Genomic DNA, 20,416 nt, shown 5'->3' on the forward strand with positions numbered 1-20,416 from the left:
CCGCAGCCTTTTTGTTTTTGGAAATCCCGTATACAAGTAAGTTGAATTCCGCTTCTTAACAACCAGTTACATAATTTGAACGGATATGTTCAGCGCCCTTTTTCAGCCTCTGCATATTCCCACTGCCCAAGCAGCATTTCGACTATATGGGCAAACATTTGATTCCTTTTGATCCGCCCATTGGTAAATACCCCAATTGCCCCTTCACTCTTCCTGATTTCCTTCATCTTCGTAAAATCTTCCATGACCGGCCCAAGCTCTTCTCCAGCCAAAAGCCGGCCAGCCACTTCTACCGGCAGCGGGATCCTTGCGCCGCCCGCAATGATCACTCCATTATCCCCAGTCGCGAGTGCGCCCCAGTTACATACAAACACACCTCTTTCAGTCTGAACGACACCTCCTTCCAGCCCAAAGCCGATATCTGCCCCTGATGCCTTAAGCGCTCCCACAGCACGGTTGATTGCCCCCTGGATCGTTTCTTCATCTGTAAAAGGCTGTTCTGAAACTCCTGATGGTACATCCTTAGGAATCACTTCCGCCAGGATGGAACCAAGCGCGTCCCGGACTGCTCCGACTTTGGCAGGATTATGACTTCCGATCGCAGCTTTTATCATATAATCAGCCCTTCCTATCAAACATTTTGATGAATGGTTTCAACCATCGTTTTGTCCGTACTCTTTACCAGCTTGATCAATAGTTCCTTTGCTGCCGCATAATCGTCAACATGCATGATGGCTGCTGAGGTGTGGATATACCTTGAACAGATTCCGATGACGGCGCTTGGCACGCCTTCTCCAGACAGATGGATGCTGCCGGCATCCGTACCTCCGGCTGGTGCAACGAAGTATTGATAAGGGATTTTATTATCCTCTGCCGTCTGGATGATAAACTCCCTCATTCCCCGGTGCATCACCATTGTGCGGTCCAGAATCCGGAGCAGCGCTCCCTGGCCCAGCTGGCCAAATTCATGCTTATTTCCTGACATATCATTTGCAGGACTTGCATCAAGCGCATAAAAAATGTCAGGCTTGACAAGTGCAGCAGCAGTCTGCGCCCCTCTGAGCCCCACTTCCTCCTGGACCGTGGCACCGGAATACAGGGTATTGGGAAGGGTTTCATTCTGCAATTCTTTCATAAGTTCAATGGCGAGTCCGCATCCATATCGGTTGTCCCAAGCTTTGGCCATGATTTTCTTTTTGTTTGCAAGCGGAGTAAACGTACAGACCGGCACGATCTGCTGCCCCGGCATAATCCCGAAAGCCCTTGCGTCTTCCCTGTTGTCGGCACCGATATCGATGAGCATATGCTTCATATCCATCGGTGACTTTCTCTGGGCTTCTGACAGCAAATGAGGAGGAATGGAACCAATCACTCCAATGACCGGACCATTTTTAGTGATAACCTGGACACGTTGAGCCAGCAGCACCTGACTCCACCATCCGCCCAGCGGATGGAACTTAATCATCCCATTGTCAGTGATTCCTGTGACCATGAACCCAACTTCATCCATATGTCCCGCTACCATCACAACCGGGCCGCTTTCTCCTTTTTTTACACCGAAAATACTCCCAAGCTTATCCTGGACAATCTCATCTGAGTATTTTTCAAGCTCGCTCCTCATAAAATCTCTTACTAAATATTCATTACCGGGTGCACCCGGCAGTTCAGTCAAAGTTTTAAATAAATCCAACGTTTCCCGATTCATCTAGACAGCCCCTTCCTGCATTTAATGAGCATCCTAATTTTATAGAAAAATGTGAACTCTTACCACAATTGCAACTCGTACAGGCAAAAACCTAATAATTCCTGCTATACTATAACCACAATGACAATAAGATATTATAAAGAGGTGGATACATTTGAATTGGAAATCCTTTGCGTTAGGGGCCTTAGCCGGATTCGCGGCAGGCTATGGTGCAAAAATGGCCCGGCAGTCCGCTGATACACCGCCGGAAACAATACTTTCCCATGTGAAATCCGTCCTGAAAAAAGACGGCCGAATACAAGGTTCATGGATCATTATGAAGCCGGAAGCCTATGAACATCACAGCATCCCATATACCGTCTACAGAGGCGGCATTACGAAAGTTTCCGGGGACATGAATGAACAATACGAATTCATAGCCGACTCTAAGACCGGCACAATCCTTAACTTGATTTCCCATTAAAGTAAGGGCAGCCCATGATTTATGGGCTGCCCTTACTCTTCTTATATCTTATCTCTTTTGATATCTGAAACAATTTCCTTACCGGATGAATCCCATTTTACTGAACGGTATACAGCATCATGGTAAAAAGTGAACCAGGCATCCCTGCCGAGCCCATATTCCATCCATTTCTGCTTTTGACTGATCGATGTCATCGGATAATCATCATAGGCCAGCACCCATAGCACATTTGAGTGTGCATGGGTAGGCATTAAATCTGCCATATGGACAATTGTCTCTTTTCCATCCTCAAAAATCAGGATGGAATGTCCGTCACTATGACCTCCTGTATGGACCATCTTAAGGCCCGGCAAAATTTCCATTTCTCCCGTAAACGTTTTCACTTGTGATTGAATGGGTTCCCAGTTTTCTTTCCAATATGTATTCCTGGATCTGATATTCGGTTCGCGCATTTCATTCCATTCCACTTCTGAAGTGAAAATTTCCGCCTGTTTGAAGATGGATTTCCACTCGCCGGCTTCTTCCCTGGTCAAGCCGCAGGCATGGTCAAAATGCATATGTGTCAGGAGAATCATATCAATATCCTCTTCCCGAAGGCCGACTTCAGCCAGGGATTCAGAAAGATTCGATTCCTGGGTCACACCGTAATTCTTCATCTGCTTCTCAGTCAGCCTGCCTCTTCCTATTCCGCTTTCAATCAGGATGTTTTTCCCATCCTTCTGTACAAGGATTGGATCAGTTCTGAGCTCAATCTGGTTCTTCTCATTCACATCATACTTTTTCGCCCATAACGCCTTGGGGACAACGCCAAACATGGCCCCTCCATCAAGATAGGTGACTCCCCCATCAAGCCAGGTCAAGGTAAAGCCCGCTGCTTCTAATATCTCCACATTAAACCCCTCCTGCTTTTAGTTTAGCATTTACAGAGGCGGGTGTGGAAGCCTGAGCTTGGACCAAAGGTGAAGGACTTTTCATCCCTGATCCGGCACCAAAAAGTACTTTATACCCCTAATGAAGGACTTTTCATCCCTGTTGCGCCTGCAAAAAGGCCTTCATATCCAGCAAATACTCCATATCCTTACCAACGCAGCCTGCCTCTCCCCCTAAACCCCCAGGGACCCGGCCCTGAACCAGGAAACTGGGACTGACCGCAAAAAACCCCCGCCAATCATCAGGCAGGGGCTTGGACATCAGTTATTGAATTTGGCTTCCAGACGATAAATCCGGCTGCCTTTTTCAGAGAATTTCTTTTCATATTCTGTCATGACATTTCCTTCAAAGTTACTGTTGTGAAGGTCGAGACGGACATCGAGGAGAGTCATGCCATATTGGGACAGACTTGAAAGGGAATATTCGAACAGGGCCTGGTTATCCGTTTTAAAGTGGATTTCTCCACCGTCCCGCATAATGTTTTCATATACGCCGAGGAAGGTCTTAAATGTCAGGCGCCTTTTTTCATGGCGTGTTTTTGGCCATGGGTCGGAAAAATTCAGGTATACCCTGTCCACATCTCCTTTTGCGAAGAATTGTTCAAGATCGCCTGCATTTTCATTCATCAGTTTCACATTTGGCAATTCTTCCTCGATAATCCGGTCAAGCGCCGTAATGATGACACTCGGCGAGAGCTCGATTCCGATATAGTTGATATGCGGATTGGCTTTGGCCATTCCTGTTATGAAGCTTCCTTTACCGGTGCCGACTTCAATATGCAGGGGGTTTTCGTTTCCGAAAACTTTGTCCCATTCCCCCCGGTGCCGGGTTCCTTCACCGATGGCATATTGCGGGTATGAATCCAGCTTTTCTTTGGCCCATGGCTTATGGCGAGTACGCATTGATTTGTTACACTCCTTATTTTTCTTCAGCTTATGCTGCAAGCGTGATAATTAAACAAAAAAAGGCTGCAGACAGAGTCAGCCCTTTAAACCCGGCAGAAGTATAAAAGCGGGGGCAACCAGGTATTCTATAAGTGCAGGTCACTATATTCCCACAGAAAGGCCGTGCTATTATGCCGCTGTCCTATGAACACCAGGTTACATTGCTGACAGATATTCTGAACAGCCATCAGGCTGATGCCTGCGGTTCTGCCGCAGAATGCGAACAGCTCGAGCGGCTGATCAAATCACTCATGGTAAACACAGATGTGAATTCAAATGTAAAAAGTATATTAGAGGAAATCTATCGGTACAGCCAGGGCGGCAGGTCTTCACTTGATCTGGACAGCCATATCCTGTCCCATCAGAATCAGATTGCCCAGTGGGTGGAGGAAATAGGGGAATTATCCTAGCCAAGAAGGAAGCTTGCAAGCGATTCATGCCAATGGCTGCTTTCTTCAAAACGCTCCTTGGATAAATGCCACTGTATGGATAATATCGTCTGACAGACCACATACCACTTCATCCTTAGTTCCAGTTCAGGGGATAATTCCATTCCATAAAGCTCCAGCCATTCTGCCCAGCCATGCTTCGGGATGTACCAGTACAGGAGCATCCCGAGGTCTATCGCGGGATCGGCAATCATGGCGCCGTCCCAATCAATCAGATATAATTCTTCATCCTGTGTGAGCAGCCAGTTGTTATGGTTCACATCTGAATGGCAGACCACCCAATCATCACAAGTAACAAACCCTACCTTGCACTCAAGGAATTCCAGGGCCTGGCGGATGATCTCATCTTCAGCCAGTGACGGAGCAAGGCCCGACTTAATTTCTTCCAAAAGAATCTCCGGTTTTAAAGGGATTTTACCCATTCTCTTCAGCATATTTAATAGAGGGTGGGACTGATGGATTTTATATAACAGTTTAGCTACATTCTCTTGATTCATTTCATCAGGTTTAAGTTCTCTGCTGTTCAGCCAGTGCTGAGCCGTAATGACATCCCCATTTTCCAGCCTTTTTGTCCAGACGAGCTTAGGGACTATGCCTTCTGCTGAAAGAACGGCAAGGAATGGAGAAGAGTTTCTTTTCAGAAACAGCTTTTGGTCATTATTCTTAGCTATGAAGGCTTCTCCTGTAGCTCCTCCGGCTGGGGATATCTCCCAATCCCGGCCTAATAAATATTCCAAATGGTTCACCTTCAATTTTACGGATTAACAGGATTTCCAGAAAAATCCTGATTTTATGAACAGAATTTTCATTGTTCTAAGCCAGTGACAAACAGTCTATATTTAGCGTTCTATTAAGTTTATCAGTATACAGCTCTTCCCAGTCATGTTCTGGCAGTGCTTGGCGCCGCTTTGTCGCACTAAATTATGCAATAGTAAAAAAAGACAGCTACAAATAGCCATCTTTTTAAATTTTAGTTGAAAAGGGGTTTTCCCGTCAAGTGTATGAAGGATTTTATTGCTGGATGAATACATATGCCCTGAGCGGCGCTGCTGTAAAAGATAATCCGTCCAGCTTTTTAATTGGTTCAAGCCCCGCCTTGGTGCCGTCTGAAAGCATATCCCATTCTCCGGCCATATCCGCCGATATCTCTTTCTCTTCGTCTCCATTATATAAAACGACAACCGCCTTAGAATCCTCATAGTCCAGACAGTAAATCAAGGTATGGGCATCTCTGTATAAAATGGAGCAGTGATTTTGTATTTCGGCAGCCGAGGTAAGCCGGAAAGCCGGATAGTTTTTCCGGATTGCAATCAATCCTTTGACATATTCTACATTTTCCTGGAATTGGTCCCTCCGGCTCCAGTCAAGCCAATTGATTTGATCAGGAGATTTATAGCTGTTTTCGACATTATTCTTAGTCCTGTAGAATTCCTGCCCGCTGTGGAGAAAAGGAATTCCCTGCGACAGGAGCACAATAGCCGTCCCCAGCCTGTGCCTGTTCATGCGTACATCAGCACTTTCGTCTGGACTGCATAGGGAAAGCTTATCCCATAAGGTATGGTTATCATGAGATTCAATATAATTGATTGTTTGATCCGGTTCATTAAATAAGCCTGGAGAATCCTTCCCCATATTGATGCTTGCCCTTATCAGCCGGGCAAGTGCCTCTGTCTTGCCTGTGCTGCCAAGGATAAAGCCCCTGTCATAAATATTGAAGGTGCTGCCCTTGACCGTATCACGAAACCAATCATTGAAATGGGCAATCCCGGGCATTTTGCCTGAGTTTTTAAGGGTTGCCTTGGCCCCTGGATGAAGCGGGGTATTCAGATCCCATCCTTCACCGAGGATAATCGTGCTCTCATCATGCTCATGTGCAGCCCGCCTTACCTGGTTCATAGTCTCGACATCGAGTATCCCCATCAAGTCAAAACGAAATCCATTGAGACCATATTCCTTCAGCCAGTATTTGACTGAATCCAATATGAATTTCCGGGCCATCTTTCTTTCCGAGGCAAAATCATTTCCTACTCCAGTGCCATTGGAGGGCTGGCCGAATTCGTCATGCCTGAAATAATAGCCGGGCACTAATTTCTCAAATTGAGAGGTTTCTCTTTCATACACATGATTATAAACGACATCCATGATCACCCTGATATTTCTCTCCTGGAGGGCGGCTATCATTTCCTTCAGCTCTATGATCCTGGCATAAGGGTCTTCCGGGTCTGAGCTGAAGCTGCCTTCCGGAGCGTTGAAATGAAGCGGATTATAGCCCCAATTGTACTCCTTTAGAGGCTCTGTCTCACTGATCCCTTCAAAGTCATTGAAGGGCTGCAGCTCCACATGGGTAATGCCGAGTTCTTCAATGTAATCCAGACCGGTTTTCTTACCGGAACCTGAAATTGTGCCTTCTTCAGCAAACCCCCTGTATGTGCCCTTCCGGTTGATTCCGCTGTCGGGGTGAATGGAGAAATCACGGATATGCGCTTCATAAATAATGGCATCCGTTGCGTTCGGAAACGGAGTCATTTCTGGCCTCTTTACCGCTGTCTTGGATAAATCAACGATTACGCCGGTCTTCCCATTCAACCCGACCGCCTTGGCATAGGGATCGACCGCTTCTTCCCATGTATCATTTATGAGAACTTTATATTTATAGTGCAGCCCTTCAAGGTTTCCTGAAACCTCACTGGTCCAGACCCCTTTATCACCCCTGACACAGGGCTCTGCTTGAAATGGCCGGCCATTCTCCTCATAGAGGATCACCTTCACATCTGCAGCGGTAGGCGCCCATACTTTAAAGACTGTTTTATCCACGGTATACTCCGCGCCAAGGTCTTCCCCGCTGTAGTAAAACATCTGATCGAATTTTTCAGTTCTTATGATGGCGCCAGCCAGAAGCTTCGCATGATGGCCCTCACTGTCCCACACATCATATCGGGTGCCGATATGGACTTCAGAAGCCGGTTTACATACATACTTCACCTGCTCTTCCAGCTGCAGGGTCTCTTTTACAGTCAGTTCTATGCGGTCTTCATTCTCCGCTGTTAAATAAAAGGTGTCGGCCTTCATCTTACTGCCGCCATGCGGGACCAAAATCGTCACCAGGTCTTCCGCATCAAGATATGCCAAAAACGGTCTGCTATTTTCCACCTGCTGTGCCTCCTCAGCCAATTCTAGGAATGATGGTAAGTTTCTTTTTTGAGATGCTGACCCTGCACGAGCCGGAACCAGCCCATTCGCCGTCCGCCTGCACGGCCGTGTTGGAATCTGCTGTGATCATTGCATCCGTGAAGGTCAAGCTCTCTACGTTCTTTATTCCTAAATGTCCGCCCCAGTAAACGGATAAAAACACAAATAACAATTTAATTGGCGAAATCGTATGCACTATTATCATATTTAACTCTCCATCATCAGGAACCGCATGAGGGGCAATTTTTATACCGCCGCCAAAATACGGCTGATTCGCGGCGGCAATGAACCAGACATTCGTATATGTATAGGAAGCTTCGTCTACCTGGACCGTCATTTCTGGACGTTCATAGGTGAATAGTTTCTTTAAAAAGATGAGGATGTATACGAGGCCGCCCAGCCTCAATTTATTAAACACCTTTTTCAAACGTGAGCGTCCCGCTTCCAGCGCAGTCTCAGCATCTATGCCTATGCCCGCAGAATTCACAAAAAGAGTCCGTATTCCACCTGATGTACATTCCGCTAAATCTACTGCTCTGACGGGCGGATCAGGATGGATAAAAAGCTTTAGGGTTTCCTGAAGAGTTGAAGGGGCAGAAAATCCCCTGGCAAAATCATTTGCAGAGCCGGCAGCCGCAGCAGCCACCCTCACATCCGAAAATCCTTCAGTCCCATTAACCACTTCGTGTATGGTGCCGTCTCCGCCTACCGCAGCAATTATGATCCTGCCGTTTGCGGCCATGCATATCTCTGCAGCAATTTGTCTGGCATGTCCCGGCCCCTCGGTAAAGTATCGTGTGAACACGATACCCCGTTTTCGGAGCTCCCCTTCCATCTTATTCCAAAAAACCAATGCTCTCCCATTCCCCGCCATAGGATTAATGATGAAGTGAAGGGATTCTCCCTTGTTATATATCCTCTCCACTGGCTCCATCGAATTTCACTCCTTCTATGTCCTGCCTTGAATAATAGGAAGTCCGGCAGTGATCAAGCAGTACTTGGGCTGACCTGAGCTGCGCATGTTTAAGCGGAGTCTTGATTCCCCTGATCCGGCCAAACCAGTTCTTAAAGCTTCTCTTATCAACAAAGAGGACGTCCCCGGGCGGCGATGGGTAATCAATGTAGCCATTTCGTGTCAGGATCACCTTCTTTATTGGCAGATCTATGTGGTTTGCAGTCAAGAGCCTGTTCACCACCGCAGCTGTCCTATTGGCAGAAAGAAGAGGGTTCAATACCTTTTTTTCTTCCTTCTTTGGAGCCTTCTTCATCCAGAAGCGCCCTTTCATTGGAAGAAATGCAGCATCTTCCTCCCCTTCAAGAATCGTTATGCACCATATATCAACAGGTGATACCAGGATGATATCCAGCTCGACAGGAGCCTGCTGCAGCTGAAAAACAGGCTTGTATAGCACCAGGCATGTGTCAGGGAAACGCTGCAGGAAAAATTTCAGTTTTTCATCGAAATAAAAAATTTGATCGACTGCTGACTTTTCCTGTAGTGTTGAACTTGCCCATTTAAGCTGGAACTTAAATATCTGATTGAGGAAGTTCCTCTTTAACTCGTCGATGCTTCTGGCAGCATGCGGCATCATCAGCTCCAGTTCTGACTCCTCATTAGCAGGAGCTTCTTCATGTTCCTCTTCCGCTTCCTCTTCCTTGGCGTTTTTTTTAAATATACTTTTCACCCGGCCGAGCATTCCCTTCTCCTCGGCAGGGGGCTGAAGATGCACGCTTTCTGCCAAGCTTACGGCTGGTTCGCCAGATTCAAACCCAGTCTTTAACTTTTGCCACTGCTGTGTTTTCAATCTTACAAATTGGGCTGGATACCGATATATATCCTGTTCATACCGCGAAACGTAATCCTGAAGCTTAATGAGCTGTCCCATCTGATTTTCTCCTTTTGTACATCCCTTTTATTTCATTCTATTAAGGCAAAGTCATATACTGTCTCATAACTTGGACTTTCGCCCATATTTGTTTTGTATAGGGTAAAGCGGTCCGCTGTAAAGATGAATTCACCTAACATCGGCAGATTTTCTTTAAAAAACTTTTCATCCCCCGTATATTTGCGGGCAGTGGTGATATGCGGTTTAAAAGACTTTTTATCAAGGCTGAAGCCAGATTCTTCACAGGCAGAATAAACGGCCTGCTGCAATTCAAACAATTCAGGCACTGCTTTTACTCCTGCCCACAGTATTCTCGGGGCAGAAACAGGGCCGAATGTCCCCACTCCGTCCAGCATAAGTTCGAACGGCTTCCTTTTGCGGGCGATGTCCGCTGCCTTATTGATGCTTTCTTCTAATTTCAATTCATCTGCTTTACCCAGGAAAGCCAGTGTAATATGATAATCGGCCGGATGAACCCATTTTTTAAATGGAAGATGGTCTCCTGATTTTTTAAATACATCCTGGATATATTGCTTAGCTGCGTCAGGCAGCTTTACGGCATAAAAATAATTAGAGTGAGCGATACGAACATCTCCCTGTCTATTTTAGATTTTATCATTAATATCTGTTAATTTACCTATATAATAATGTACCCATTTTAGCAAAAGTCCTGTTTCACGTTTTTTAAAAATGTTGTTAAGTGAAGAGGGATATGATATATTACATAAGTATGAAATGACTGATTTAACCATTTAGTCAAAGTCGGGTATGCATCAGCAGGATTTTTAAAATCCTCTTTTTTTGAACCAAATTGACCGTTTGGACAAAATAGTCAACTTAGTTATCGACAAGAAAGGAGACGAGCGTTTTGAAATTGCTCAATTCGGTAAAAGGTGAATTCCTTAACATTTTTAAAACAAAAAAACTTCTGATTGCCATCATCGCGATCCTATTCATCCCTTTGATTTATGCTGGATCCTATCTATGGGCCTTCTGGGATCCTTATGGCCGTGTAGACCATCTGCCGGTAGCCGTAGTCAATCAGGATAAGGGTGCGGTCTATGAGGGCAGACAGCTTAAGATTGGTGACGAACTTGCAGATAAATTGAAGGAAAAGAAGACCTTTGACTGGCATTTTGTCAGCCCGGAGCAGGCAGAACGCGGACTGCAGAACCAAAACTATTACCTAAAGATCGTGATACCAAAGGACTTTTCAAGAAATGCTGCTACCCTTCAATCGGAACATCCCAAAAATCTGGAATTAATATATACTCCGAATGAAGGAGCGAATTATTTAACTTCTAAGATCGGTGACTCTGCCATTGAAAAATTAAAAGAAGAAATATCCGGTGAAGTTACTAAAACATATGCAGAAGCCATGTTTGCAAATATAAAAGATGTATCTAAAGGACTGAAGGATGCTGGCGACGGGGCTGGCGAGCTTCATAAAGGCATTGATTCGGCCAAGAATGGCGCTGACAAAATTGATAAAGGGCTGAATTCAGTCAAAACGGGCGCAGGCAGCCTTCAGAGCGGGATCAATACCGCCCTTTCAGGCTCTAAACAGCTTAATGGCGGCATATCCCAGGTAAAGGATGGAACAGATACCGTTTCAGCAAACTTAAAAACGCTTGCAGAAAAATCGCTTACTTTCACAAATGGGCTGGAAAAGGCCTCTGCGGGTGCTGCTGATCTTTCTAAAGGGCTCTCTACCCTGAATGGCGGCTTTACCAAAATGAAATCAGGTCAATCACAATTGCTGGCTGCCTCCAAAAAGGTCCAGGAAGGTACACATACCATCTCGGCAGGAGCAGATAAGCTGGCATCAAGCACGGCAGAGTGGAAAAAGGGTGCTGATCAGACTGCAGAAGGCTCCAAACAGGTTACGGGCGGCTTAAGTGAACTCCAGGCACAGATTGAAGCTCTATCGAAACAGAGTACAGATCCTGCAGAGAAAGCAAAGCTTGATAAAATCAATGCCCAGGTCGAGAAATTAGCAGCTGGCAGCAGCGCTGTCGACCAGGGTCTTAACAGTCTGTCTGCCGGAGCAGGTAGAATAGGAAGCGGCGCAGACAGCCTGGCAGCCGGTGCCAGCGGGGCTGACGAAGGTCAGAGCCGGATTTCAGATGGCCTGGCTGCTTTCGGGGAAAAAATTGAGGAAGCTCAGGCTGGAGCCGACAGTCTCGAGTCCGGCGGCAAAAATTTATCTGCTGCCATGACAAGGCTTGCCGCTGGCTCTCGGCAGCTCAAGGGTGGAACAGAACGTCTTGCAGAAGGTGCCGGCCAATTGTCCGGCGGTCTGGAAAATCTGTCAGGCGGTTCTAACGAGTTAGTTAAAGGCATGACAAAACTATCCGATGGCGGATCATCCTTGCTGAAAGGAATCGGCCAGCTGAATGGAGGATCCGGAAATCTTGTAAATGGTATGGATAAGCTTTCTGCAGGTGCTCAGGAATTACAGGGTAAATTAAATGATGGTTCCCGGGAGACGGAAAAGGTCAAGGCAAACGATGGAGTGTATAATATGTTTGCCAAACCGGTCCAGGTCAAAGAAACCCAGCTCCATCATGTTCCTAACTATGGTACAGGCTTTGCACCTTACTTCCTGCCTCTCAGCCTTTTTGTAGGTTCCCTGGTTGTCTCGGTCATCTATCCGCTTCGTAAACCGGCAGTCATGCCGGCCGGCGGACTCAGCTGGTTCGGTGGAAAAGCAGCCGTCCTGCTCCTTGTCGGGATAGGTCAGGCAGTGCTTGCAGATATAGCACTGCTTGGGCTTCTTGGCCTTGAGGTTCAGAGCATTCCATTATTCATCCTGCTCAGTATCCTCACTAGCTGGACTTTCCTGGCCATTGTCCAATTTCTTGTTACTTCACTGGATAATCCAGGACGCTTCCTTGCGATCCTAATATTGGTTCTGCAGCTGATCAGCAGTGCGGGTACGTATCCGATTGAACTTGTGCCATCCATCCTCCAAAAGGCCGCACAGTTCTTGCCGATGACATATGCTGTAGCAGGATTCAGATCGGTTATCTCAACTGGCGATTTTGATTTCATGTGGCATAATGCGGCCATTCTCTCCGCTTTCTTCAGTGCAGCGGCTCTGCTGACAGCACTATTCTTCACCTGGAGCTTTAAGCGGGGCTCCCACTTACAAGAACAAAATGCGTAAGTAAAAAGGATGACAGCCTATGCTGTCATCCTTTTTTGTCACCTCAACAAGATGCCTTGTTGTATGTTATTCTTATCCCACACTGCTTTGATTATTTTCATGAACATATTGTGAAGCTGTCTTTCTATGCAGCCATTCATAAATAATTGGAATGATAATGAAACTGTTGATGGTTGAGGTTATCATCCCGCCAATTACGACAATGCCGAGCGTTTGGGATATGACCGTATCAGCATTGTGTGAAAAAGCAAGCGGCAGCAATGTCAGGACTGTTGCTGCAGCTGTCATTAAAATGGGGCGGATTCTCGAAAGACTGCCATTTAATGCAGCTTCCTTAACAGGCATCCCTGCTTTTCGATTTCTATCAATCTTATCAATTAACACGATGCCATTGGTCACTACAATACCTGTAAGCATGAGAATCCCGATCAGCGCAGCCAGATTCCATTCCCCGTGAAATAAAATTAGTGCGACAACTACCCCGCTCAAAGCAAGCGGGATGCTTAATAGTACTGATAATGGAGCTCTCCAGCCTTTGAATATTGAAGATATAATCAGTAATACCAGGAGGATTGAAAACGCAACAGCAATACTCATGTCAAAAATCATCCCCTTAACCTGCTCAGGAATTCCTCCCAATGAGTACTTTACATCTTTTGGGAGATTCATGCCGTTCAGTATTTTCTCCGCTTGACTGGAAACTTTACTAATATCAATGGATGTTATCTGCGCTGTCACTACGGAGAATGGCTGGCCGTCCCGTTCACTGACTGTTGAAGGAGAGTTATCCTTTGAAATCTGAGCGATTTGGTCAAATCGTATCATCTCACCATTAGAATCAGCTATTTTTTCAGCAGAAAGAGAAGCCATTAGATCATCGGCCGTTGCATTTACTGAAAGAACTGAATCTTCTCCTGTCGCTATTTGATCCAAATATTGGTCCACAGGCAGTGCTATGTGATCTACCGAAATGGCAGCATCCTTAGATAAGGACATGTAACGGTTGATAACTGTTAAAATGTCAGAAGCTTTTATACCTTTATCTTCAATCACCTTTTGGTTAAACGCTACTTTATACTTAGGTGAACCATTTGTCAGATCCACCTTGCCATCTACACTTAGGTCGGCAATTTTTGATAGCTCAGTTCTTGCCTCTTGTGCAGCTTGATCCAGAGCTGCCTGGTCGGAGCCTGTAAACAGAATCCGCATTTGTGAATCATCACCAGCAATGTTTTGGCTGGTTACTGTATAAGTGACATCTTTCGAAATGGATGGCAGCTGCTGTCGTAATTGTTTGACGACAGAATCAGCATCTTTGTCACTCTTCAACACAACGGATAGGTTAGCGACGTTAGGATATGTGATAAATCCGCCGCCCTGATCGAATACATCATCACTTTGTGTGTCATGGTTGAACCGAAATTGGCTGAATAGGCATCGACTCTCGGCTTTTCTTTTAATGCTTTTTCAATTTTTTGTACTTCGGAATCGACTTGTATTAAGGTGCTCCCTTTTGGAAGTTCTGCTTTTATGGCAATTTGACCGATTTTTCCGCTAGGTAATAAACTTACTGGGAGGAAAGCAGAATAAATGCCGGCAGCTAAGAACACTAAAATTGAAAAGGCTATCATGGTTCTCTTGTGCTTGAAAGCAGATTGAAGGATTGGTTTCATTCTTTCATCGAGCTTGACCGTTTGTTTTTCTCCGTTCCCGCCTTTCCACCCCATGAAAGCAAGGGCAGGGATAACAAGCATTGCTGCAAAGAATGAAATGATGAGAGCTATAACGACAGACCAGGCAAAACCGCTGTATGAAGCACTGATCACTCCTCCGACAAAAGCAATCGGAATATACACAGCTATCGTTGTAAGGGTGGAGCCCAGTACTGCTGGGATCATTTCAACAACAGATGATGTGTAAATAGAAAGTAATGATTCTTCCTTAAGTTCTTCGCGTTTTCTATACATATTGTCCAGGATGACAATTGAGTCGTCGACTATTCGCCCCATTGCCACAATTAGACCTGAAACGGTTAAAATGTTTAAAGTAATACCCATTGCTTTTAAGATAGCTGTTGTTGCCAGTAACGAAATCGGCAGTGAAATGGCAATCAATAAAGTGCTCCTGACATTTCGGAAAAAGAAAAAGACACAGATCATAGAGAAGTAAAGAATTAATTTTTTATTAAAATGAAATGGCCGCTTCTCGAATAAGGTAAAATATTTTATAAAAACCAAACTCATAGGGACTTTCCCAATAAAGCTTTAGGGTTCATTTAACCTGCAAATGAGTTCAAAATTTTGGAGGCTCTGTATGCAGCATTTAACTTCTTTATTTGAACAGCACAGCTATTTGATCCTAATAGCAGCATTTTTTCTGGAACCGGGCCCTGCCAACCTCAGGTGAGTTTTTAATTAGTTATGCTGGTTATTTTGTTTATCAAGGTAAATTGAGTTACATTTTGACTCTCCTGACAGCCTTTTTTCCAAGGGCTGAAGGATTAACTATTACGTATTTGATCGGAAGCAATTCTTGTCATTGTAAACATTGAATTTGCTAATGTTCTTCCGTGCGATATTGGGCGGATATGTGTAAGGAAGTGTTTGGATGTTTTTAAATTCCTGTTGTTTGAAATGATACGCCTTGTACAGGAAACGGATTAGGATAAAAAATCGGAGATACCTATTTTGCCGATAGATGGGAAGTGCCAGGGTGGAAGCTCATATTCTTTTAATAGAAGATGAAATACAGATTGCCCGTGTCTTAAAAATGGAATTGGAATATGAAGGGTATCATGTAACGGTAGAACATGATGGAAAATCAGGATTGGATAAAGCACTGCGTCCTGATATAGATCTTATTTTATTGGATGTCATGCTGCCTGGTTTAAGCGGTCTAGAGGTTTTGCGAAGATTCAGAAAGGAAAATAAGGTGACTCCTGTTATTCTTTTAACAGCACGGAATACAACGTTTGATAAAGTTGCAGGCTTAGACCAAGGTGCTAATGATTATGTGACCAAGCCCTTTGAGATTGAAGAACTTTTGGCTAGAATTCGTGCATTTCTACGAAATCAGCACAATGTGGAAACATCAGTATTGGCTATTGAGGATTTAATTATCAATAATGAATCAAGAGAAGTGAGGCGGGACGGGACGCTCATTTCATTAACGCCGAAAGAATATGACTTCTTGGTTTATCTGGTCAAAAATAAAAATAAAGTGGTCACGCGCGAGAATATCATTATGAATGTCTGGGGATATGACTTTGAGGGTGAAACCAACGTGATTGATGTTTTTATAAGGCATCTTCGAAAAAAGGTGGATGAAGGTTTTTCCCTGCCGCTCATTAGAACAGTAAGAGGGGTAGGTTTTGCTATAAAGGAGAAAAATGATGAAGATCACAACAAAAATTAACCTGTTAACAACAGCCTGGATGCTTTGCATATTGCTTATCCTTAATTTTGTGGTCTATTTTTTGTTTGTGCAGACAACTGTAAACATGGAAGAAGACCTGCTGTATCAAAAGGCAGAGAATTTATTAAATGACGTTGATATCCGACAGCCTTCAAGTGCCATTGAGGGGAGAATGAGAAATTATTTATCGGATTATTCCTATATTAGAATCATGGAACCAGAAAATAAGATAAAACTTGAAGTAACCAATGATAAGTTGGCTTTGCAAAAAGTAGCAGGAAAATATACAAGAAACAAACAGGCACAAACCCGTGTGATTTCAGCAGAAAGCGGAGAAGAACAGATATTAATTGTGCGGGTGCCTTTTCAAAAAGGAAATGAGAGCCTGGAAATAGGAGAAAGATTATTGGGGTTCGAAGCAAGGATTGAAATGCTGAGGGGGATTTTAATTGCCAGCACAATTGCCGCCGCTATCCTTTCTTTACTTGGTGGAAGATGGCTGGCTAATATCATCATGAGACCTATTTCTACCATGATAAAAACAATGGAGGAAATTGAAACGAGCGGAGTTCCTCAGCCTGTCTTCGTTCCCAACAGAGTTAAAGATGAGCTGCATATAATGGCTCAAACCTTTAATCGAATGATTAGAAGAATTCAAGAAAGTTTGACGAAGCAATCGCAATTTGTTTCTGATGCTTCACATGAATTAAAGACTCCTCTAACCATCATAAAAAGCTATGCCAATCTTTTAAGAAGACATGGGCTGGATAATAAAGAACTGACTGATGAAGCCATCACAGCAATTCATTCCGAGGCAACAAGAATACAAAAAATGACAGAGACTTTTTTAGAATTAGCTTCTCTCGAAAAAGAAAATGTTTTAGAAATAGAAAAGGTAAATATAGTTTCTTTGTGCCAGGAGACCTTGATACAGCTTAAACAGGTATACAAGCGTGTTATCACGCTATATTACGATGAAAGTTCAATAATGGTTTCAGCAGATGAATTAAAAATAAAGCAAGTCATCATCATTATCTTAGACAATGCTATTAAATACAGCCAGGACAACATTGTAGTCCGCCTGGATAGATTTGAAGAATATGCAAAGGTAAAGATAACAGATTACGGAATTGGAATCCCGGAAGAAGACATTGATAATATTTTTGAACGTTTTTATCGTGTTGACAAAGCAAGGAACAGAGAAACTGGTGGATCAGGTTTAGGCCTGTATATAGCAAAAGGTATTATGAAATTGCACAGAGGAGAAATTAAGATAAAAAGCAAAGAAGGTTCAGGGACGACTGTAGAGTTGTACTTTCCAATTAACATTGATTTACAAGGATAAATTTTTAAAATGTATAGGTTTTAGGAATATAAGAAGGATGACAGCATATGCTGTCATCCTTCTTATATTCCAGAACCGGCCTTCACTGAGCAAGCTTATAGATCGCCTTTGCATATATAACGGCAGCCTTGATCATATCTTCAATTTCAATATATTCATCGAACTGATGAGCACGCTCTTCTTTCCCAGGGAATAATGGTCCGAAAGCAACTCCCTGCTCAAGGGATCTGGCGTATGTGCCGCCGCCGATTGCAATTAAGTTTGCTTCCTCCCCGGTTTCCTCTTCATAAATTTTCTTCAATGTCTGAATCAGGAAGCTGTTTTCATCCACATGGTGGGACTTATTGTGGGTAATCGTCCTAAGCTGAAACCCTTGCTTCTCGGCTTCGGAGTGTAGCGCCGACATGCCTGCCTCATAATCATAGGTGACTGGATAGCGGAAATTCAAACCGATCTGTCCGCCTTTTTCCTGTGAATATCTCATCGTCCCGACATTGATGGTTAAATCACCGGTGATGCCGTCTGAAAAAGCAAGCTCTAATTTCCTGCCCCTGGAGTCACCAAAGAAAGAATCGTGCAGGAACATGAAGAATTTCTTTGCCTGTCCAGACACCCTTCCAGATAAGAAAGCTGCCAGGAACAGGCCTGCATTGACACCGTTGTCAGGCTCCGCGCCGTGTGCAGAGACGCCTTCAATTTCAAGAACAAGGCTTCCCGCTCCGTCTTTTGCCACTCCCTTTAACTCATGTTTTTGCAGGAATGTATGAAACTCATGCTTCAGTGTGTCCAGGCCTTCAGCCTGTACTTTCGCCACTGCATAATCCGGGACCATATTAAGGCGCCTGCCTGACGAGAATTCGAGAACTTCTACAGGTCCGTCCGTATTTTCTCCTGGTTTTAATTCGAGGTTCAAATCCCAGATGCCCTTTTCTGCATAGATGATAGGAAAGTCCGCATCCGGTGCAAAGCCAAGGCTTGGCATTTCTTCTTTTTTAAAATAATGCTCTACACAGCGCCATTGTGTCTCTTCGTCTGTACCAAGAATCATCCGCACGCGCTTATTGAGCGGCAGTCCGAGTTCTTTCACGATTTTCATGGCATAATAGGCTGTCATGGTCGGCCCTTTATCATCAATGGCTCCCCTGGCATATATTTTCCCGTCACGGATTTCTCCCGCAAAAGGGTCGGAAGTCCAGCCATCTCCCTCTGGAACAACATCCAGATGACAGAGGATGCCCACAATCTCCTCGCCCTCCCCCATCTCAATGTGGCCGGCATAATTATCTACGTTTTTTACGGTAAAGCCGTCTTTCTGCCCTAATTCCAGCATAAACTCCAGGGCTTCCTGGATACCCTCTCCAAAAGGGGCTTCCGGAGTCCCTTCCTCATCTTCCGGCAGTACACTGCGGATGGCCAGGAGCCGTCTTGTATCAGCAATCAGATTCTCTTTCCGTTCCTCCGCTTCCTTTTTCCAATTCACTTGTTCCATTATGTATCACCCCTTAAATTAATATGGACGCCTGATGTGTGCAGTTTAGTCTATAGCCAGTATAGCATTACATCGATCCGGGATAAACGGCGGCGCATTCCCTGGTAATCTGAAGCATTGCCAGGTGTTGAATTTTCTAGCATATTTTACAAAGTTTAAACCATACAAATTAGTGATATAAGTAATAAAGTTAATATTTTGTTAATTCTTCCAGATAAGGTAGCGGGACGCGGTCTCTTTCGTTACAATTAAGGTGCAGCATATATCCGCTGCCAGGCACCCGGGGATTAATAAATTACTTGCATAAGGCTGGCCTGAAAGACTCATATTATAGTATGAAATTCTTTCGGCATTCCGCTTTAGAATCTGTGATTAGGAGTGGTTTATTTTGAAACCTTCAACAAATCGGATGTTAACGCGTATCAAATCCATGTATGTATTTATCAGGAGCAACGGTACAGTCTCAACTCAAGAACTTGTAGAAGAATTCGGCATCACTCCGAGGACCATCCAAAGGGACCTGAATGTCCTTGCTTACAACGAGCTTGTGAAAAGCCCGAGCAGAGGATTATGGACGGCTACAGCTAAAAAAGTGAAATTAACCTCTTAGTAATCTGCTAAAACCAATAAAGGCAGTGCCTGCGCACTGCCTTTTCCCATTTAAAAAGGCCGGACAGCTGCCGGGCCTTTTTCATTTATTCTGAGCGCCGTCTAAGCAGGGCAAGCTCCTCATCCGTGAGCTCACGATACTGTCCGAGCTCCAGTTCTTCGTCGAGCTTCAGGGGACCCATGGATATGCGCTTCAGGAAAACCACCCTTTTCCCCCTGGCCGCGAACATCCGCTTGATTTGATGATACTTCCCTTCAGATATGACAACTTCCACATCGGACATTGCGCCTGATTTTAGTATTCTTAAGTCGCCAGGCTTAGTCATATAGCCATCCTCAAGGAGCACACCCGCCCGGAAGGCAGCAATGTCATCTTCAGTGACTTCGCCTTCGATCACGGCAAAGTACACCTTATCCACGTGCATCTTTGGCGACAGCAGCTGATGGGCAAGCTGCCCGTCGTTCGTCAAAAGCAGGAAGCCTTCCGTATCTTTGTCCAGTCTGCCGACCGGAAACGGTTCAAAAACAGCATCTTCGGGTTCAAGCAGATCAATGACAGTTTCCTGGACTGCATCCTCCGTCGCTGACAGAAGGCCCTGGGGCTTATTCATCATCAGATAGATGTATTCCCTGTACTGGACAGTTTCACCGCTTACCGTAACCAGGTCTGTCTCTGGATTCACATGCTGTTTAGCATCTTTAACAGGAACGTCATTTACTTTTACAATTCCGGCTTTCAAGAGCTTTTTCACTTCACTCCTGGTGCCGTAGCCCATATTAGCCAGCAATTTATCAATTCTCATTCCTTTGTTTCCTTTCTGTTT

At 44.7% G+C, this 20,416-nt stretch carries 19 protein-coding genes; 6 read left to right on the forward strand and 13 right to left on the reverse strand.

From position 1 onward, the window contains the following. Positions 1-89 precede the first annotated feature (89 nt). Positions 90-611, reverse strand: coding sequence for a DUF84 family protein (locus V1501_RS16725; RefSeq protein WP_409293420.1), 522 nt, complete (start codon positions 609-611; stop codon positions 90-92). 20 nt (positions 612-631) lie between these two features. Beyond that, positions 632-1,705, reverse strand: a complete 1,074-nt coding sequence (locus V1501_RS16730) for a M42 family metallopeptidase (protein ID WP_409289876.1) — start codon at positions 1,703-1,705, stop codon at positions 632-634. Positions 1,706-1,859: 154 nt separating this feature from the next. Here V1501_RS16730 and V1501_RS16735 point away from each other — a divergent pair, with 154 nt between their 5' ends. Further along, on the forward strand, positions 1,860-2,168 hold the full coding sequence (locus V1501_RS16735; protein WP_409289877.1) for a hypothetical protein: 309 nt from the start codon (positions 1,860-1,862) through the stop codon (positions 2,166-2,168). Between the two features lie 41 nt (positions 2,169-2,209). Here the strand turns inward: V1501_RS16735 and V1501_RS16740 are convergent, their stop codons facing one another. Both V1501_RS16740 and trmB read right to left on the reverse strand, forming a co-directional pair. Beyond that, positions 2,210-3,058 (reverse strand): YtnP family quorum-quenching lactonase, encoded by an 849-nt coding sequence (locus V1501_RS16740; RefSeq protein WP_409289879.1) that lies wholly within the window; start codon positions 3,056-3,058, stop codon positions 2,210-2,212. A gap of 300 nt (positions 3,059-3,358) precedes the next feature. Then, positions 3,359-4,000 carry a tRNA (guanosine(46)-N7)-methyltransferase TrmB gene (gene trmB / locus V1501_RS16745; protein WP_409289881.1) on the reverse strand — a complete coding sequence of 214 codons (642 nt, stop codon included), beginning with the start codon at positions 3,998-4,000 and terminating at the stop codon, positions 3,359-3,361. 173 nt (positions 4,001-4,173) lie between these two features. Here trmB and V1501_RS16750 point away from each other — a divergent pair, with 173 nt between their 5' ends. Continuing rightward, positions 4,174-4,452 carry a YtzH-like family protein gene (locus tag V1501_RS16750; protein ID WP_409293421.1) on the forward strand — a complete coding sequence of 93 codons (279 nt, stop codon included), beginning with the start codon at positions 4,174-4,176 and terminating at the stop codon, positions 4,450-4,452. On the opposite strand, the gene V1501_RS16755 is transcribed toward V1501_RS16750, so the two are convergent. The 5 genes from V1501_RS16755 to thpR form a co-directional block, all read right to left on the reverse strand. Beyond that, on the reverse strand, positions 4,449-5,228 hold the full coding sequence (locus V1501_RS16755; RefSeq protein WP_409289883.1) for a phosphotransferase: 780 nt from the start codon (positions 5,226-5,228) through the stop codon (positions 4,449-4,451). The genes V1501_RS16750 and V1501_RS16755 overlap by 4 nt on opposite strands. A 274-nt stretch (positions 5,229-5,502) precedes the next feature. Next, positions 5,503-7,641 carry a type I pullulanase gene (pulA, locus tag V1501_RS16760; protein WP_409289885.1) on the reverse strand — a complete coding sequence of 713 codons (2,139 nt, stop codon included), beginning with the start codon at positions 7,639-7,641 and terminating at the stop codon, positions 5,503-5,505. Between the two features lie 13 nt (positions 7,642-7,654). Further along, complete coding sequence (locus V1501_RS16765) at positions 7,655-8,614, reverse strand: diacylglycerol/lipid kinase family protein (RefSeq protein ID WP_409289887.1); 960 nt, start codon at positions 8,612-8,614, stop codon at positions 7,655-7,657. Then, the gene (locus V1501_RS16770) at positions 8,589-9,566 is read right to left on the reverse strand and encodes an NERD domain-containing protein (protein ID WP_409289889.1); all 978 of its coding nucleotides are present in this window, start codon (positions 9,564-9,566) and stop codon (positions 8,589-8,591) included. Before V1501_RS16770 ends, V1501_RS16765 begins: the two co-directional genes overlap by 26 nt. A 32-nt stretch (positions 9,567-9,598) precedes the next feature. Then, entirely contained in the window at positions 9,599-10,150 is a 552-nt protein-coding gene (gene thpR, locus V1501_RS16775) for an RNA 2',3'-cyclic phosphodiesterase (protein WP_409293422.1), read from the reverse strand. Between the two features lie 284 nt (positions 10,151-10,434). Here thpR and V1501_RS16780 point away from each other — a divergent pair, with 284 nt between their 5' ends. Beyond that, positions 10,435-12,735 carry a YhgE/Pip family protein gene (locus V1501_RS16780; RefSeq protein WP_409289890.1) on the forward strand — a complete coding sequence of 767 codons (2,301 nt, stop codon included), beginning with the start codon at positions 10,435-10,437 and terminating at the stop codon, positions 12,733-12,735. A 72-nt stretch (positions 12,736-12,807) separates the two neighbouring features. Here V1501_RS16780 and V1501_RS16785 read toward each other — a convergent pair whose 3' ends face one another. Continuing rightward, complete coding sequence (locus V1501_RS16785) at positions 12,808-14,064, reverse strand: efflux RND transporter permease subunit (RefSeq protein ID WP_409289892.1); 1,257 nt, start codon at positions 14,062-14,064, stop codon at positions 12,808-12,810. Further along, a complete protein-coding gene (locus tag V1501_RS16790) occupies positions 14,061-14,849 on the reverse strand; it encodes an efflux RND transporter permease subunit (RefSeq protein ID WP_409289894.1) in 789 nt (262 codons plus the stop codon). Before V1501_RS16790 ends, V1501_RS16785 begins: the two co-directional genes overlap by 4 nt. Positions 14,850-15,432: 583 nt before the next feature. Between V1501_RS16790 and V1501_RS16795 the strand changes: the two genes are divergently transcribed. Beyond that, on the forward strand, positions 15,433-16,149 hold the full coding sequence (locus tag V1501_RS16795; protein ID WP_409289895.1) for a response regulator transcription factor: 717 nt from the start codon (positions 15,433-15,435) through the stop codon (positions 16,147-16,149). After that, the gene (locus V1501_RS16800; RefSeq protein ID WP_409289897.1) at positions 16,127-17,494 is read left to right on the forward strand and encodes a sensor histidine kinase; all 1,368 of its coding nucleotides are present in this window, start codon (positions 16,127-16,129) and stop codon (positions 17,492-17,494) included. Before V1501_RS16795 ends, V1501_RS16800 begins: the two co-directional genes overlap by 23 nt. Positions 17,495-17,576: 82 nt before the next feature. On the opposite strand, the gene pepV is transcribed toward V1501_RS16800, so the two are convergent. Further along, positions 17,577-18,983 carry a dipeptidase PepV gene (pepV, locus tag V1501_RS16805; RefSeq protein ID WP_409289899.1) on the reverse strand — a complete coding sequence of 469 codons (1,407 nt, stop codon included), beginning with the start codon at positions 18,981-18,983 and terminating at the stop codon, positions 17,577-17,579. 388 nt (positions 18,984-19,371) lie between these two features. Here pepV and V1501_RS16810 point away from each other — a divergent pair, with 388 nt between their 5' ends. Further along, on the forward strand, positions 19,372-19,593 hold the full coding sequence (locus V1501_RS16810) for a DeoR family transcriptional regulator (RefSeq protein ID WP_409289901.1): 222 nt from the start codon (positions 19,372-19,374) through the stop codon (positions 19,591-19,593). A gap of 85 nt (positions 19,594-19,678) precedes the next feature. Here the strand turns inward: V1501_RS16810 and V1501_RS16815 are convergent, their stop codons facing one another. After that, a complete protein-coding gene (locus V1501_RS16815; RefSeq protein ID WP_409289902.1) occupies positions 19,679-20,395 on the reverse strand; it encodes a pseudouridine synthase in 717 nt (238 codons plus the stop codon). Positions 20,396-20,416: the final 21 nt, after the last annotated feature.

Source organism: Paraperibacillus esterisolvens (genome assembly GCF_046237625.1).
Lineage (GTDB): Bacteria > Bacillota > Bacilli > Bacillales > DSM-1321 > Paraperibacillus > Paraperibacillus esterisolvens.